Below are 15,749 nucleotides of genomic sequence, written 5' to 3' on the forward strand. Positions count from 1 at the left end.
ATGGCAAGTTGCGCTTCGCGAAGTAAAGGGCGGCCTGGGGCGCGATCGGGCGCACGCGCAGGCCCGCCCGAGAGCCAAACCGGCTCGAGTTCCGCCGGATAGGGGGCGCTCAGTGAACGGCCACCGCCGACTCGGTCGTAAAAACTCAGCCGGCTTTGCTCACCTATCACGGGGTCAGGACACTAGCCCGGGGTGCTGCGCGGCATCTGGGACCGCGCGGCCTCGTTCAGGGCGGGAGACGTCCTGGTCGCCGTGCACTGCGCCGTGCCGCCCGGGGGCGGCGCCAGCACGGCGGCCGTCACGCCGCACACGTTGGTGGCCACGTCGAGCGGCACCTGCACGGTGACCGGGACCTTGGCCGCATCCACGCCGATGCCTTGGCCAATGTTGTTGGCCACGTTGCTGACGTTGACCGTGACCAGCCCGAGCGCTTGCGCAATGGCTCCGGTGGCAAGTAGCGTGGTCGTGGCGATGGCTGCTGTGATGGCTTTGCATTTCATGATTGCACTCCCTTCGGTTCCTTGCCGGTTGCGGCGAGAGCCTGATCCCGGTGGACCCTGCGATGCAGATAAGGGCGGACCCAGCCGTCCACATCCCTCCCAGCGGTATTCTTACGCGTTCTTACCGCGCTCGGCCAGCGGGCGCTGCAAGGCCCAGCCGAAGTTGGAGCGTTGTGGTCGCAACAGGTGCGCCTGGACCACGAAACAAATCCGAGCCGCTGCACCGTCGCAGAGCGCCCATCCCATGAGGACGTCTGCGTCATGAAAGTAGGGCCACTCGCCGCCACATTCGGCGAGGAGTGCATCTGCGCCGGAAATCACCCCCGGAGTCTGCATGTGAGGTCTAACGTCGGACTTGAACGGCGCGCAGCGGCATATAGAGGGACGTGCCAGTGAACGACCCCGCAGTTCCGGAGCGAATTGCTTGTTTGCAGCAGGGCGCCTGCCGCTTCAATTGAAAAAAAAAAGCCGGCGGTTTCCCGCCGGCCGTTCTGCCTCGGGTCTCTCGATCAGTGCGTCAAAAGCGTGCCGCTGCCCGACAGGCTGCCCGAACTGCTGCCCGAGATGCCCGTTCCTCCCACGCCCAGCGAACCGGAGCCGGAGCCGTTGCCCGAACCGTTGCCGGAGATGCCCGACGGCCCGACGCCCAGCGTACCGGTGCCGGAACCATTGCCCGTACCGCTGGCATTGACGCCCGCGGCGCTCAGCGATCCGGAGCCGGAGCCGCTGCCCGAACCGTTGCCGGTGATCCCCGAGGGTCCGATGCCCAGCGCACCGGAGCCGGTGCCGGTGCCGGAACCGTTGGCGGAGGTGCCCAGGGGCGCGGTGATGGTTCCGCTCTTGCTGCCCGTGCCGCTGCCGGAGATGCCGAGTCCGCCCGCTCCTTGCGCCATCGCGGCGCCGCCGAACGCAAGTCCTGCCGCGGCGGCAACGGTCGAGAGAATGTGGGTCACTTTCATCTGAGTCCTTCCTACTGTGTGACTAACCGCGGGCGCCATGTGCGCCACGCGTGGAACCTACTTTATCGGCCGGGTGCGGCACGCGCGTGCGCCGATTCGCATGCCTTAAGTCGGAGGAACGCTTACACGGGGGTACGGCGGACCAACCGCGCGTGCAGGGCTGTGCTTCTGGCCAGACGAGGCTCGGTCGCCGCCGGGCCTGCGAGTTGCGCATGCATGGCGAAACTTCGCGCAAGGCCCGGCCATGTAGGAGCGCGCCGCGACGTACCGGGTACGAACGTGTCCGGAAGTTCGCTAGGGAAGGTGCGCGCCTTCATCGCGAAAATAGAGGCGAAAACAGAAAACATGAAGTCGTAAACACTATGGACGCTCGTTCCATTGGACGTCGGCATTCAATCCAACCAGCGCCCCAACGTCCTAGGTGGTTGATCTAGCCTGGGCGGGTGACAGCGCTGGCCAATTTCACTTCGGCACGCCAGTCAGCCAGAGATGGTCAACTTTGCTGCCGTCCGCCAACTGGGCAACTGGATTTCTACTAGGTCCAAAGTATATTTGACATAATACACATCGTATGAAATACGATAGGAAAGTGATCAGCAGCAGAGACCCATGCGATCAATGCCGCCCGCGGCTCCCGCCACACCGCTCCCGGTTACCCTGAGCCCCCGAAACGGCCAAAGCCCTGTAAAACCTTGGGCGACTGCCGGACGGACCGGTAGCGAAGACGCGGGAGATTTCATGCAGTTGATCGTTCGACTTTCCATCGTCGCAGCCATGGCGGTGCTCGCCGCCGGCTGCGCATCCACAGCGACCACCACCGCTTCGGCCGGCAAGCACCTGGTGTACCGCGACGGCTCCGGCAACGTGATTCGCGTGTTCTCCTATCCGGACGATGCGCTTTGCCGCCGGGTCGAGTCGATGGCCGGCCGCGGCGCCCAATGCCAGAGGGAGCCGGCGCCGGGCATGCAGGCCCGTGCGACGCTGCGCTACAACCCGCCGGGCGTCCTGGTCGAGGGCCACTACGCCGACATGGCCCGCTGCATGACCGACACCGCGACCATGTCGCCAGGTGTCCAACTGATCAATGCGTGCGAGGCGCAGTGACGCTCAGCACATGAAGTTTGGGCGGCAAGTGCTTGTCACCACTTGCCTTTGGGCTGCGCCTTGCGGATGGCGGCGGCGATGAGGTCGGCCGCATCCTTGCGCTGCGACTGCAAGGCGAAGTCCACGGCGGACAGGCCCAGCTCGTTGCGCATGGTCGGATCGGCGCCCGCTTCCAGCAGCAGCTTCACCGCGGCCGTCGAGCCGTATTTGGCCGCCATCATCAGCGGCGTCGTCTTGTTCGGCGACTGCGCATCGATGAAGGCGTACTCGTCCAGCAGGATCTGCATGATGTCCAGGTGGCCGCCCGTGGCCGCATAGTGCAGAGGCGCCCAGCCCGGCTTGTTGACGTCGGCATCGCGCGCGATCAGCCGGCGCACCAGCTCCGTCTGGCCCTTCAAGGCGGCGATCATCAGCGGGCTCTCGTCCTTCGGGCTGCGCCATTCCACCTTGGTCTTGGGCCAGGCAATCAGCGCCTCGGCCGCCTTCACCGAGCCGTCTTGCACGGCGATGAACAGGCCCGGCCGGCCGGAAGGATCGATCGTGTTCGGGTCGAAACCGCGCTTGAGCAGGTCGGTGATGGTCGCGCCTTCATCGCGCTTGATGGCCACGAAGAAGTCGTCATAGGAACCCGCATGCGCGAACGAAAAGCCAAGCGCCAGAACGAGATAGCCGATGAACTTGATGGACTTTCTCACGCCTGCACTCCGCTGAACAGTGTCTCGAAGTTGCGGCTGGTCGCCGCGCCGACCGCTTCGACCGACATGCCCCGCAGTTCCGCCACCTGCCTGGCCACATACCCCACATAGGACGGGTTGTTGGTCTTGCCGCGATAGGGCACGGGCGCCAGGTAGGGGCTGTCGGTCTCGATCAGGAGCCGATCGAGCGGCACGAACTTGGCCACCTCGCGCAGGTCGGCCGCGCTCTTGAAGGTGAGGATGCCGGAAAAGGAGATGTGGAAGCCCAGGTCCAGCGCGGCCCGCGCCACTTCGGCCGTCTCGGTGAAGCAGTGGAAGACGCCGCCGGCCGCAGCCGCGGAGCCGTCTTCGCCCTCTTCCTTCAGGATCGCGATGGTGTCCGCCGACGAAGAACGCGTGTGGATGATCAAGGGCTTGCCGCATTGCTGCGCCGCGCGGATGTGCGTGCGAAAGCGATCGCGCTGCCACTCCAGGTCGGCCACGCTGCGGCCGCCCTTGCGCTCGTCCATCTGGTAGTAGTCCAGGCCGGTCTCGCCGATTGCCACCACCCGCGGCCGCGCTGCCAGCTCCAGCAGTTTGTCGACCGTGGGTTCGGCGATGCCCTCGTTGTCCGGGTGCACGCCGACCGACGCCCAGAAGTTGTCGTAGCCCATGGCCAGCGCATGGACGTCCTCGAATTCCTCCAGCGTGGTGCAGATGCAAAGGGCGCGGTCGACCTGGGCCTCGGCCATGGCCTGGCGGATCTGGGGCAACTGGGCGACGAGCTCGGGAAAGCTCAGGTGGCAGTGGGAGTCGACGAACATGGGCAATGCAAAAACGGCAACGCCGCGCGGCCGGTGGCCCGCGCGGAAGGAGAAGCCGTCGATTGTAGAAGCCCGGGCGGCAGAGCCCAGGCGGGCAGGATCAGATCGTCTGCGTCGGGCGCTCGGACGCCAGGTGGCCGCCGAGGATTTCCTCGATCTTCACCTTCAGCAGCTTGGACTTGTCGTCCGCCGGAAAGCGCACGCCGACACCTTGCGTGCGATTGGCGGCGGCCCGTGCCGGCGTGACCCAGGCGACCTTGCCGGCCACCGGATAGCGCTGCGGATCGTCGGGCAGCGAGAGCAGCACGTAGACGTCGTCACCCAGCTTGTAGTCGCGCGTCGTGGGAATGAACACGCCACCGTCGGCAAACAGCGGGATGTAGGCGGCGTACAGCGCAGCCTTCTCCTTGATGGCCAGCTGGATGACGCTCGGTCGGGGGGTGTTCGGGCTGGGTGTGCTCATCGGTCGCTCAGGCCTTCGAGTTTAGGGCGGACCGGGCCCGGGCCACAAGGTCTTCCAGCATCAGGCCGGGGTTGAACGGGTGGTCGACCGTGCGGGAAGTCTCGCCCAGGTCGCGCCACCACACCGTCAGGGCCGGCAGCGAGCCGGCCGGCGGCAGGTCCTGGGCATCGAAGAAGCGCGGCGCCCCGCCCGCGTGCACCGCCAGCAGGTCGTGGCAAAGCTTCTGCAGCGACTCGACCAGTTGCGCCGGACTCCAGTTGGCCAGCGGGGACAGGTCGCCGCGCAGCAGCGCCTTGGGCCATTGCGACCAGGTCTTCGCATCGAGGCCCGCAGCGTGCAGGCGCAGGGCGTCTTCCGGCCGGCCACCCGCCGCGCGCAACAGGGCCGGCGCGGCCGGCGCGGGCACGCCTTCTTCCTGCAGCCAGGCGGCGGCCTCCTCGGCGGTCGGCCAGGCGAGGGGATGGGCCAGGCAGCGGCTGCGGATCGTGGGGAGCAACTGGTGCGCGGCTTCGGTGGCCAGCACGAAGCGGACGTCGCCCGGTGGTTCCTCCAGCGTTTTCAGCAGCGTGTTGGCGGTGATGTTGTTCATGCGCTCGGCGGGATACACCATCACCACCTTGCCGCGGCCGCGCCCGCTGGTGCGCTGGGCGAATTCGACGACGTCGCGCATCGCCTCGACCCGGATCTCGCGGCTGGCCTTGCGTTTCTTGTCGTCGATCTCGGCCTGTGCTTTTTCGCCCAGCGGCCAGGCCCGCGCCATCATCTCGGTCTCGGGCATCAGCACTGCGAGATCGGTATGGGCACGCACCTGCACCTGGTGGCAGCTGTGGCACTGGCCGCAGGCGCCGTCGGGGGTGGGCCGGTCGCACAGCCAGGCCTGGGCCAGCGACGTCGCCAGCGTGTACTGCCCAAGCCCGGAGGGACCGTGCAGCAGCCAGGCATGACCGCGCTGCGCCAGCAACTGCCGCAATTGCGCCTGGATCCAGGGGGCGTTCATTGCAGCACCCCGCGGGCGCGCAGGCCGCTTTCGACTTCGCGCCAGACTTGCGCGCGGGGCTGGTCGGCGGCGATGCGCAGGAAGCGCTGCGGATCGGCCGCGGCGCGCTGCGCATAACCGGAGGCGACGCGCGCGAAGAAGGCGCGCGGCTGCGACTCGAACTTGTCCGGCGTGCGCGCGACCGTGAGCCGCTGCGCGGCCACCGCGGGATCGAGGTCGAACCAGACGGTCACGTCCGGCTGGCGCAGCGTCCCGGCGGGCAGGCTGGCTACGCCCTGCACCCAACGCTCCAGCGTCGCCAGCACGTCGCGATCGAAGCCGCGCCCTGCCCCCTGGTAGGCAAAGGTGGCGTCGGTGAAGCGGTCGCACAGCACGGCATCGCCGCGCGCCAGGGCCGGCTCGATCACCTGCAGCAAATGGTCGCGCCGGGCGGCAAACATCAGCAGCGCCTCGGTCAGCGAGTCCATCTTCTCGTGCAGGGCCAGGGTGCGCAGCTGTTCGGCCAGCGCCGTGCCGCCCGGTTCGCGCGTGCGCACCACCGTGCGGCCCTGCGCCTGCAAGGCCGCGGCCAGCGCCTCGATGTGCGTGGTCTTGCCGGCACCGTCGATGCCTTCGAAGCTGATGAACAGGCCGGGTTTCATCGCCCGCGCTGGTACTTGTTGACCGCCTGGTTGTGCGCCCCCAGGGTTTCGCTGAACTGGCTGGTGCCGTCGCCCTTGGCCACGAAGTACAGGAACTTGCCGGGCGCCGGGTGCACGGCAGCCAGCAGCGAGGCCTTGCCCGGCATGGCGATGGGCGTGGGCGGAAGGCCCGGGCGCAGGTACGTGTTGTAGGGGCTGTCGGCCAGCAGGTCCGACTTGTGCAGGTTGCCGTCGAAGCGCTCGCCGATGCCGTAGATCACGGTCGGATCGGTCTGCAGCGGCATGCCAACCTTCAGGCGGTTCTGGAATACCGCGGCCACCAGCGTGCGGTCCGCCGCCTTGCCGGTTTCCTTCTCGACGATGCTGGCCAGGATCAGCGTCTCGTCGGGCGTCTTCAGGATGCTTTCCGGGCTGCGCTGCGCCCAGGCCTGCGCCAGGTGCTTGTCCATCGCGCGCAAGGCCCGCTGCAGCAGCTTGACGTCGCTGGAGCCCTTGGAATAGGTGTAGGTGTCGGGGAAGAAGCGGCCCTCGGGCAGCACGCCCGGCCGGCCGATCAGCTTCATGAGTTCGGCATCCGAGAGCTGCGCGGTTTGCGGCCGCAGCTGGTCGGCGCGGGCCAGCGCCGCGCGCACCTGGCGCCAGTTCCAGCCCTCGACCAGCGTCACCGCGCGCAGCGACTCTTCGCCCCGCGCCAGCTTGTCCAGCAGGCGCTCGGGCGTGATGCCGCGCTCCAGCTCGTAGCTGCCGGCCTTGATCTTCTGGCCCTGGCCCGAAACCCGGAACCACAGATAGAGCAGCCGCGGGTCGACCGCCACGCCGGCGTCGTGCACGGCCTGGGCGACGCCGCGCGGCAGCGTGCGCGGCTCGATGGAGAGGTCCAGCGAAGGCGCGGACAGGCGCATCGGCTGGTGCAGCCACCACCAGCCCAGGCCGGCGGCGGCCAGTGCCCCCAGCAGGGCGAGCCTGAATACAGCGTTGAGAAAGCGGCGCACGTCCCTGCTTGGTCCAGTGGAAAGTCGCGGCCATGATAATTCACCCCATGTCGCAACTTCTTAACGGCGTGGCGCCCTTGCCTCACCTGGGCGTGATTCGTGCTCAGGGCACGGACGCCGCCGCATTCCTGCAAGGCCAGCTGACCCAGGATTTCGCCCTCCTCGGTCCCGACGAAGCGCGGCTGGCCGCGTTCTGCAATGCCAAGGGCCGCATGCTGGCCAGCTTCGTGGCGTGGCGCCACGGCGAGGACGAGATCCTGCTGGTGTGCAGCCGCGACCTTCTGGCCGCGACGCTCAAGCGCTTGTCCATGTTCGTGCTGCGGGCGAAGGTGAAACTGGCCGATGCGAGCGAGGAATTTGCGCTGTATGGCCTGGCGGGGGATGCCGTGCCGGCTGCGGGTGCGGCGCCATGGACGCTCGCGGCGCTGGGCGATGGCCAGGCGGTGCAGCTCTATCCGGCCGACGGCCAGGCGCGCGCACTGTGGGCCGGTGCTGCCTCGGCGGCAGCGCCGGCGGGGGCGCCGCTCGATCCGGCGCTGTGGCAATGGGGCGAAGTGCGCAGCGGTATTGCCACCTTGAGCGCGCTCGTGGTCGAGGCCTTCGTGCCGCAGATGCTGAACTACGAGTCGGTCGGCGGCGTCAATTTCCGCAAGGGCTGCTATCCCGGCCAGGAGGTCGTGGCCCGCAGCCAGTTCCGCGGCACGCTCAAGCGCCGCGCCTTCATCGCCCATGCCGGTGCGCCGTTGTCGGCGGGGCAGGAGGTGTTCCCGGCCGGTGAGACGGAACAGCCGGCAGGTGTGGTGGCGCAAGCCGCGGCCGCGCCGGGCGGTGGCTGGGACGCGATCGTGTCGCTGCAATTGAGTGCTGCCCAGGCGGGCGGGTTGCAGGTGGGCGGCGCGCCGCTGGCGCTCTTGCCGCTGCCTTATCCGCTGCTCGCGGATATTTAGCCGCCGTTGCTGGGGTGCCTGCGGCAGCCCAGCCTACAGGGCAAGTTGTAGGCTGGGCTGCGCGCAGCGCACCCCAGCATCGACGCCTATAGTTGCCCGCGCAACGATTGCGGCAACATCTGCAGCAACGGCCCGCGCTCCTGCGGCCGCGCCTGCGCCAGCCCGCGCCGGAACGCCGCCAGCGCCTCCTGTTGGCGCCCCTGCTCCGCCGCCATCAACCCCATCTGCACCTCGCCGCGCGCGCGGCTCTCCGGCCAGCGCGCCATGCGCTGCTGCAGCACTTGCCGCGCCTGTTCGTAGTCGTGCGCCCGCCACGCCAGGATGAAGGCGGCGTTCACGATGTCGAAGTCGACGATGCCGGCCTGCATCGCCTGGCGCGCGAGCTCGCGCGCCCGCTGCTCCTGCCCGCTGCTCGCCAGCACGACGATCTCCACCGAGCGCACTGCCGGCGCATCCGGCTGCAGCCGGCGGGCGCGCTCCAGGTAGACCATGGCCTGGCGCTGATCGCCCATTGCTGAATGGCCGCGCGCCGCGTTGGCCAGGATCGCGACGATGTAGGGCCGCGAGGCCAGCACGCTTTCCCAGATCCAGGTGGCATTGCGCCAGTCGCCCCAGCGCGCCAGTTCGTCGGCGACGATGGGCGTGATCTTGCGGTAGTGCGGATTGAGCGCGATGCCCTCGCGCACCAGTTGCAGCATCCGCGCCTTCTCGCCGGCCAATGCCGGATCCTCCGGGTGGCCCGAGGCACTGATGTCCAGCGCGATCTCGGTCGCTTGCACCAGCCGGCTTTCGCTGGCCGCCGCGCGCTGCGTGATGAAGGCGGCCAGCAGCAGGCAGGCGGCGGTGCCCGCGAGCGCCACGTCGGCGCGGCCGCGCGACCAGTGCAGCGGCCGCGCGCGTGCCACCCCAGCCCATGCGAGTCGTGCATCGGTTGCCGCCAGCCCACCCAGGCACAGGGCGAACAGCGCCCCGGTGCTGGCCAGCCGCCAGGGAAAGCCGATGCTGCTGACGACCATCAGCGCCAGCAGGCTGGCCAGGAAGACGGCGCGCCAGGGACGATCGGCGTCCGCCTCCTCACCCGCCGCGCGCCAGGTGCGCCAGGCCGCCTGCAGGAGATATGCGGCCAGCAACAGCAGGAAAGCCCAGCCCGCGAGGCCGTACTCCGCGACCAGTTGCAGGAACTCGTTGTGCACGTAGTAGTCGGTCTCGATCTGTGCGCCGGCGCGCTCGTACAACGGGACCTTCGCTTCCCAGGCGCCCGAGCCCAGCCCGATGATCGGCTCGGCCCGGATCGCGCGTGCCGTCGCCTCCCACATCTGAAGACGCAGTCCGAGCGAATAGTCCTGCGGCCCGATCGACTCGGTGCGCTGCAGCGCGCGCTGCAACGCCGTGGCCCCGTGCCCTTCGGACAGGATGCGCGCGTTGCCGGTCGGAATGGCTCCCAGCACGAGCACCGTGCCGAACAGCACGAGCGGCGCCAGCGCGCGCAGCGACCGCGGCCATTGGCAGAACGCAAGCTGCGCGCGACAGCGCCACGCGATCGCCGGCAACACCACCAGCAATTGCAGCCACAAGGCCACCAGCGCCGAGCGCGTGCCCGTCATCAGCAGCGCCGTGATCACGATCCCGCTGCTCACCGCCAGAGCCAGCGCCCTTGCACCGTGTCGCGCCCGCGCCAGCAGCAGCAAGCCGAAAGGCAGCGTGCACGTGGCGAACTCGGCAAAAAAATTGCGGTTGACGAAGGTGGAGGCCGGCTGCGGCCCCTGCGGAAACAGTTGCAGCCCGCCCCAGAACTGCAGCATCGCCCACAGCGATGCGACCAGGGCGCCGCCATGGATGCACGCCGCCAGCAGCGGCAGTCGATCGCGCGTGAAAGTGTTGAGTCCCAGCCAGGCGATCAGCGAAAAGACGAACCAGCGGACCGCCTCCACACCGGCCAGGTAGCGGTGCGACCAGGCCATGCTGCCGAGCGCGTACGCCATCAGCAGCAGCGGCAAGCACACCATGTCGTGCCAAAGCAAGGGCGCCTGGCGACCGCGCTGCGCCCGCAGGAACAGCAGCGCCGCGATCAGCGCACCGAAGGCGACGAGGGCGGACTTGAGCGTGTCCTGCAGCATCAGCTCGCCGGGCACGCCGAGCGCCGGCGCGCAGAAGATGGTCAGCGCCAGCGCCGCTGCAGCGCTGGCTTCGACCGGCGGCTGCTCGCTGCTGCGGGCCATCGCCGCTTCAGCGCGCCAGCGGCAGCGCGCTGGTCATCGTGAGGTGCGGGATGCCGGCCTCCTCGTAGGGATCGCCGTGCTGCTGGAAACCCAGGCGCGCATAGAAGCCGCGGGCGGTGCGCTGCGCGTGCAGTTCGATGGCGCGGTCGCCACGCTGCTGTGCCTGGAGCGCCAGCGCACGCAGCACCTGCTCGCCCACGCCGCCGCCGCGCAGCACCCGGTGCACCGCCATGCGGCCGATCTTGGCCACGCCGCCCTCGGAGGGCAGCAGGCGCCCGGTGGCCACGGCCTGGCCGAGGCGGTTGTACGCGACCGCGTGCACGGCGTGCGCGTCGGCCTCGTCCCATTCCAGTTCCACCGGGATGCCCTGCTCGTGCACGAACACCTCGGTGCGGATGCGGCGCGCGTCCTCGCCCAGTTCGGCCCAGCTGCCGGTCTTGACCTGCAGCGTGGGCTCGCCCGCCTCGAAACCGGTGAGCATCGCGCGCAAGTCCGGCGGCACGGGGCGCGAGGTCTGCGTCGTCGGATCGGCAAACACGTAGACCAGTTCGCTGGCGATGAGCAACTGCTCGCCGCGAAAGATCGCGCCCTGGAACAGCATCGAGGAGGTGCCGATGCGCGCGCACTTGAGCGCCACGTCGAGGCGCTCGTCCAGGTGGGCGGAGGCGTGGAATTCGACACTGGCCTTCTTCAGGAAGATGTCGCCGGCCAGCAGATGCATCGCTTCCTCATAGGGCATCGCGAGCGCCCGCCAGTAGTCCGCCACCGCGGTGTCGAAGTACATCAGGTAATGGGCATTGAAGACGATCTTCTGCATGTCCACTTCGGCCCAGCGCACCCGCAGGCGGTGGCCGAAACGGAAGTCTTCGCGGGTGCTCGTGGTCATGGCTGAAAGGCGCGTGTCAGGGCCGCGGCGGCATCCGCGTGCGCCTGCCTGGCTTCGGGCAGGGCGCGGCCCATCTTGATGAATTCGTGGGTGACGCCGCGGTAGATTTCCAGCTCCACCGCCACGCCGGCAGCGCGCAGTTTATCGCCGTAGGCCAGTGCGTCGTCGACCAGCGGATCGCATTCGGCCAGGCCGAACCAGGCCGGCGCGACGCCTTCGAGGTCGGGGGTCTCGAGCGGCGAGAAGCGCCAGTCGTCCCGCTGCGCGTCGTCCACGTAGTTGCGGAAGAAGTATTCGATGTGCGCCTGTTCCAGCACCAGCCCCTGGCCGTAGCGCGCATGCGAGGGCGAGCGCGGCCACCCCGCGCAACCCGGATAGAACAGCAACTGCAGTGCGACCGCGATGCCCGCATCACGCGCCAGCGTCGCGCACACGGTGGCCAGCGTGCCGCCGGCGCTGTCGCCGCCCAGCGCGAGCCGCGTCGCATCGACACCGAGCGCCTCGCCTTCGCGCAGCAGCCACTGCGTGGCATCCCACGCGTCGTTCACGGCGGTGGGAAAGCGGTGTTCGGGCGCGAGGCGGTAGCCGACCGAGAGCACCGCGCAGCCGGCCAGTTGCGCCAGCGTGCGCGTCAGCGTGTCATGCGAGGCGATGCTGCCGATGGTGAAGCCGCCGCCGTGGCAGTAGACCAGCACGGGCAGCCGCTCCATCGAGGGTGCGCAGAGGCGAGCCGGGATGCTGCTGCCATCGCGCGTGGCAATCTGCAGGTCCTGCACGCGTGCCAGCGCGGGCTTGGGGACTTCCAGCACGCCAGCGCCCGCCTCGTAGGCGGCACGCGCTTCCTGGGCGGTCATGTGGTGCATCGGGACCCGCTGCGCGCGGGCCATGCGCTCGAGGACCGAACGCATGGCAGGCGTGAGTTCGGGAAACTGCGGAAGAAATGTCACCTGGAGGGCAGCGCCGCGCTGGTCGGCTGGCTTACAGTGAAGTTCTCCATCGTAAGCGACCGCCAGGCAGCCATGTCCCTGATCTACTACGTCACCCAGATCCAGTTCGAGTTCGGCGCGACCCGCCTGCTGAAGCAGGAATGCGAGCGCGTGGGCATCAAGCGTCCGCTGGTGGTGACCGACGCCGGCGTGCGCGCAGCGGGCGTGCTGCAGAAGGCGCTGGACGCGCTCGAAGGCCTGCCGTATGCGGTGTTCGATGGCACGCCCTCGAATCCGACCGAGGAAGCCGTGCGTGCGGCCAGCGCGATCTACCGCGCGCAGGGCTGCGACGGGCTGGTGGCCGTGGGCGGCGGCTCGGCGATCGACTGCGCCAAGGGCGTCGCGATCCTTGCCACGCACGAAGGACCGCTCACGCACTACGCGACCATCGAGGGCGGCTCGGCGCGCATCAGCGAGCGGGTTGCGCCGCTGATTGCCGTGCCCACCACCAGCGGCACCGGCAGCGAGGTGGCGCGCGGGGCGATCATCATCGTCGACGACCACCGCAAGCTCGGTTTCCATTCCTGGCACCTGGTGCCCAAGACGGCGATCTGCGACCCCGAATTGACCATGGGCCTGCCGCCCAAGCTCACCGCCGCCACCGGCATGGATGCGATCGCGCATTGCATGGAGACCTTCATGGCGGCGGCCTTCAATCCGCCGGCCGACGGCATCGCGCTGGACGGGCTCGAGCGCGGCTGGTCGCACATCGAACGCGCCACCCGCGACGGCAGCGACCGCGAGGCGCGCCTGAACTTGATGAGCGCGTCCATGCAAGGCGCCATGGCTTTCCAGAAAGGACTGGGCTGCGTGCATTCGCTGAGCCACAGCCTGGGCGGGGTCGATCCGCGCCTGCATCACGGCACGCTGAACGCCCTCTTCCTGCCGGCGGTGGTGCGCTTCAATGCGCAGGCGCCCTCGGTGCAGAAGGACCGCCGGCTCGATCGCATGGCGCAGGCGATGGGCGTGCGCTCCGGCAGCGACATCCCGGAGGCGATCCGCGAGCTGAACGCGCGGCTGGGCCTGCCCTCGGGCCTCGCGGCCGTGGGCGTGGAGCGCGCGCAGTTCGACAAGATCATCGATGGCGCGATGGCGGATCACTGCCACAAGACGAATCCGCGGGAGGCGAGCCGGGAGGATTACGTGCGGATGCTGGAGGAGTCGCTCTGAGCGGGGGTGCGCTGCGCGCAGCCCAGCCTACCGGGAGCGATCTGCGCGCGACTCGATCGTAGGCTGGGCTGCGCGCGAAGCCGCACCCCAGCAAGTGAAGTCACAACGCCTCGACCCGCGCCGGATCCGGCCGCTCCAGCCACGCCGCGAACTCCTGCGCCAGCTGCTCGCTCGCCGCAGCCGCGGCTTGCCAGGCGCGCACGCGGCCCTGCAGGTCCGGGCCATAGCGCATGAAGTCCGTGCGGTCCGGCAGCTTGCCGTTGGGCAGGCTACGGATCCACGCCGGGTCCGGTGCCAGCACGATCATCCGGTCGAGAAACGCGGTGGCGCGATGGCGCCATTTCAGCGCCTTGTCCAGCCAGCCCGGCACGATCGCCTTCTGGAAATGCGGATAGAGCACCAGACCCGGTCCCGGTCCGCAGTCGTATTTCAGGTGCAGGTGGTAGTCGGTGATGCCGCCGTCCCAGTACGCGCCGCGCGGCGCGCCCGGGATGTCGTGCACCGCCTGCAGCACGAAGGGGATCGAGCAACTGGCCTGCAGCGCCTGGTGGAAGTTCGCTTCGCTCAGCGCCACCTGCCGCGTGGGGAAGTCGTCGGTGCCGAAAGGCAGCGGACAGACCTGCTGTTCCTCGGGGGCCGAGAACACCACGCGCTCGAGCCACGCACCCATCGCCTTGCGGTGCAGCGTGTTGCTCAGGAAGGCGCCGAGATACCCCACCGGTGTGCGGACGCGATGCTCCCGTCGCAGCAGATGGCGCCCGCGCGTCGTGACGATGTGCAGGCGAAACCGCGGATGCGCCAGCACCTCGGGCACGCGTCCGTCGTAGAACGAGGCCAGCCCTTCGCGGAACCGCTGCGACACGTACGCCGCGCTCGGCCGGCGCTTGCCCGCGGGCAGCTCGTAGTTCTGCGAGGTGTAGTCGCGCTCCAGCCGCAGCAGGGCCTGCACCGGATCGCGCAGGCAGGCGGCCGCCATGCGATAGGCGCCGATCGAGGCGCCGACCAGGTGCACCGGGTGATCGGTGGTCGGCAGCCATTCACCGAACAGGAAGCGATCGAGCGGTCCGAGGATCAGGCCCTTCGGTCCGCCCGCCGCGCCCGGAACGATGCCCACGTCCGCGGCCTGGAGTCCCTGTCGTTCGATGTGGCGCCGGGCCTCCGGGCCGGCGTAGATGCGCAATGCGGCCATCGCCCATTCTAGGACCCGCTCATCCGCTGAAAGCCAGCGCCAGCGCAACGGTTGCGGCCACCGCATAGGCGGCGATCCAGGCCAGCCTGTGGAGGTCGCGGTGCAGCGGCCGCCCGACATCGCCAGCGTCCGACCCGCGGCCAGCCCGCAGCTGGCTGAGGCCTTCGCTGGAGTCGAACCGTGGCGACAGCGGCAGGCCGGCCGCGGCGGCCGCGGTGCGGGCGGCGGCCCCGGTGGCCACCGTCGCCGTCGCGCCCCAGGAATCCCCGGTGTCAGGGGACTCGCCGTCACCGATCGCCACCGCAGGGCGCGCCCGTGGCAAGGCCGCGCGGCACTGCGCCAGCTCGCGCGCCATGTCGGCCGCGTCCTGGTAGCGCGCCTGCGAGTTCTTCTGCATCGCCCGCGCGATGACGGCTTCCAGGGCGGGCGGAATGCCCGGGCGGAACTGGCCGGGCGGCGCCGGCGTGGCGTGCAGGATCGCCGTGAGCAACTGTCCGAGGTTGTCTCCCTGGAAGGCCGGCACGCCCGCCACCATCTCGTACAGCAGCGAGCCGAGCGAGAACACGTCGCTGCGATGGTCCACGGCATGGCCGCCCACCTGCTCGGGCGACATGTACTTGGGCGAGCCCATCATGGTGCCGCTTTGCGTGCGCACGTCCGAGCTCTTCATGCGGGCGATGCCGAAGTCCATGATCTTCGCGTGCCCGTTGCCCACCAGCATGATGTTGCCGGGCTTGATGTCGCGATGCACCACCCCGCGTGCGTGCGCCACCGACAGCGCCGAGGCCACCTGGCCCGCGATATCGAGCGCCTCGTCCAGCGGCAGCGGCCCGAGCGCCATGCGTTCGCGCAGCTCGGTCCCCTGCAGCAGCTCCATCGCGATGTACAGCCAGTCGCCTTCGCGCCCGAAGTCGTGGATCGTGATGATGCCGGGATGATTCAGCCCGCCGGCGGCCTTGGCCTCCTGGATGAAACGTGCCTCGAGCTGGCGTCGCTCCGCCGACTGCTCCTCGGGCAGCAGCAGCGTCTTGATCGCGACCTGCCGCTGCAGCGATTCGTCTTCGGCCAGGTACACGATGCCCATGGCGCCGCGACCGAGCTCGCGCACCACGCGGTAGCGCCCGAGGTGGCTGAAGGGAGGTGGATTCACGCGCAAGGGATTCACCAGAACTTGAAGCGATCGAGCACGCCGGGCGCG

Annotated in this window: 16 protein-coding genes; 3 read left to right on the forward strand and 13 right to left on the reverse strand. The window is 69.2% G+C overall.

Annotated elements, in window-relative coordinates; translation table 11 throughout:
* Positions 1–182: 182 nt before the first annotated feature.
* Both JWP60_RS24495 and JWP60_RS24500 read right to left on the reverse strand, forming a co-directional pair.
* Positions 183–500: a hypothetical protein gene (locus tag JWP60_RS24495; RefSeq protein WP_299797464.1), complete on the reverse strand. Its 318-nt coding sequence runs from the start codon at positions 498–500 to the stop codon at positions 183–185.
* A 509-nt stretch (positions 501–1,009) separates the two neighbouring features.
* Positions 1,010–1,459 (reverse strand): hypothetical protein, encoded by a 450-nt coding sequence (locus tag JWP60_RS24500; protein ID WP_299797466.1) that lies wholly within the window; start codon positions 1,457–1,459, stop codon positions 1,010–1,012.
* 738 nt (positions 1,460–2,197) lie between these two features.
* Between JWP60_RS24500 and JWP60_RS24505 the strand changes: the two genes are divergently transcribed.
* Entirely contained in the window at positions 2,198–2,563 is a 366-nt protein-coding gene (locus JWP60_RS24505) for a hypothetical protein (protein ID WP_299797469.1), read from the forward strand.
* A gap of 35 nt (positions 2,564–2,598) precedes the next feature.
* Here JWP60_RS24505 and JWP60_RS24510 read toward each other — a convergent pair whose 3' ends face one another.
* The 6 genes from JWP60_RS24510 to mltG all read right to left on the reverse strand — a co-directional run bounded on the left by JWP60_RS24510 (position 2,599) and on the right by mltG (position 7,154).
* Positions 2,599–3,258 carry an ankyrin repeat domain-containing protein gene (locus tag JWP60_RS24510; RefSeq protein WP_299797471.1) on the reverse strand — a complete coding sequence of 220 codons (660 nt, stop codon included), beginning with the start codon at positions 3,256–3,258 and terminating at the stop codon, positions 2,599–2,601.
* Positions 3,255–4,061 carry a TatD family hydrolase gene (locus JWP60_RS24515; protein ID WP_299797473.1) on the reverse strand — a complete coding sequence of 269 codons (807 nt, stop codon included), beginning with the start codon at positions 4,059–4,061 and terminating at the stop codon, positions 3,255–3,257. The genes JWP60_RS24510 and JWP60_RS24515 overlap by 4 nt, the downstream gene beginning before the upstream one ends.
* A 100-nt stretch (positions 4,062–4,161) precedes the next feature.
* The gene (locus JWP60_RS24520; RefSeq protein WP_299797476.1) at positions 4,162–4,524 is read right to left on the reverse strand and encodes a PilZ domain-containing protein; all 363 of its coding nucleotides are present in this window, start codon (positions 4,522–4,524) and stop codon (positions 4,162–4,164) included.
* A 7-nt stretch (positions 4,525–4,531) separates the two neighbouring features.
* Positions 4,532–5,521, reverse strand: a complete 990-nt coding sequence (gene holB, locus JWP60_RS24525) for a DNA polymerase III subunit delta' (RefSeq protein ID WP_299797478.1) — start codon at positions 5,519–5,521, stop codon at positions 4,532–4,534.
* Positions 5,518–6,162, reverse strand: a complete 645-nt coding sequence (tmk, locus tag JWP60_RS24530) for a dTMP kinase (protein WP_299797480.1) — start codon at positions 6,160–6,162, stop codon at positions 5,518–5,520. Before tmk ends, holB begins: the two co-directional genes overlap by 4 nt.
* Positions 6,159–7,154 (reverse strand): endolytic transglycosylase MltG, encoded by a 996-nt coding sequence (gene mltG, locus JWP60_RS24535; RefSeq protein ID WP_299797481.1) that lies wholly within the window; start codon positions 7,152–7,154, stop codon positions 6,159–6,161. Before mltG ends, tmk begins: the two co-directional genes overlap by 4 nt.
* 47 nt (positions 7,155–7,201) lie before the next feature.
* Here mltG and JWP60_RS24540 point away from each other — a divergent pair, with 47 nt between their 5' ends.
* Positions 7,202–8,101, forward strand: coding sequence for a folate-binding protein (locus tag JWP60_RS24540; protein WP_299797483.1), 900 nt, complete (start codon positions 7,202–7,204; stop codon positions 8,099–8,101).
* 86 nt (positions 8,102–8,187) lie between these two features.
* On the opposite strand, the gene JWP60_RS24545 is transcribed toward JWP60_RS24540, so the two are convergent.
* Genes JWP60_RS24545 through JWP60_RS24555 form a run of 3 tightly spaced genes read right to left on the reverse strand, consistent with a single transcriptional unit; the run spans position 8,188 to position 12,114 of the window.
* Positions 8,188–10,320, reverse strand: coding sequence for an O-antigen ligase family protein (locus JWP60_RS24545; protein WP_299797486.1), 2,133 nt, complete (start codon positions 10,318–10,320; stop codon positions 8,188–8,190).
* Between the two features lie 7 nt (positions 10,321–10,327).
* Entirely contained in the window at positions 10,328–11,206 is an 879-nt protein-coding gene (locus tag JWP60_RS24550; protein ID WP_299797489.1) for a YbgC/FadM family acyl-CoA thioesterase, read from the reverse strand.
* The gene (locus JWP60_RS24555; RefSeq protein ID WP_299797492.1) at positions 11,203–12,114 is read right to left on the reverse strand and encodes an alpha/beta hydrolase; all 912 of its coding nucleotides are present in this window, start codon (positions 12,112–12,114) and stop codon (positions 11,203–11,205) included. Before JWP60_RS24555 ends, JWP60_RS24550 begins: the two co-directional genes overlap by 4 nt.
* Before the next feature lie 111 nt (positions 12,115–12,225).
* Between JWP60_RS24555 and JWP60_RS24560 the strand changes: the two genes are divergently transcribed.
* Positions 12,226–13,362 carry an iron-containing alcohol dehydrogenase gene (locus JWP60_RS24560; RefSeq protein ID WP_299797495.1) on the forward strand — a complete coding sequence of 379 codons (1,137 nt, stop codon included), beginning with the start codon at positions 12,226–12,228 and terminating at the stop codon, positions 13,360–13,362.
* A gap of 100 nt (positions 13,363–13,462) precedes the next feature.
* Here the strand turns inward: JWP60_RS24560 and JWP60_RS24565 are convergent, their stop codons facing one another.
* Together JWP60_RS24565 and JWP60_RS24570 are read right to left on the reverse strand one after the other, a co-directional pair.
* Positions 13,463–14,551, reverse strand: coding sequence for a patatin-like phospholipase family protein (locus tag JWP60_RS24565; protein ID WP_299797497.1), 1,089 nt, complete (start codon positions 14,549–14,551; stop codon positions 13,463–13,465).
* A gap of 19 nt (positions 14,552–14,570) precedes the next feature.
* Positions 14,571–15,749 (reverse strand): serine/threonine-protein kinase (locus tag JWP60_RS24570; protein ID WP_299797500.1); only part of this gene is annotated, 1,179 nt, incomplete at its 5' end.

The sequence above is a fragment of the Ramlibacter sp. genome (assembly GCF_028291745.1).
In the GTDB taxonomy this organism is placed as follows: Bacteria; Pseudomonadota; Gammaproteobacteria; order Burkholderiales; family Burkholderiaceae_C; genus Ramlibacter.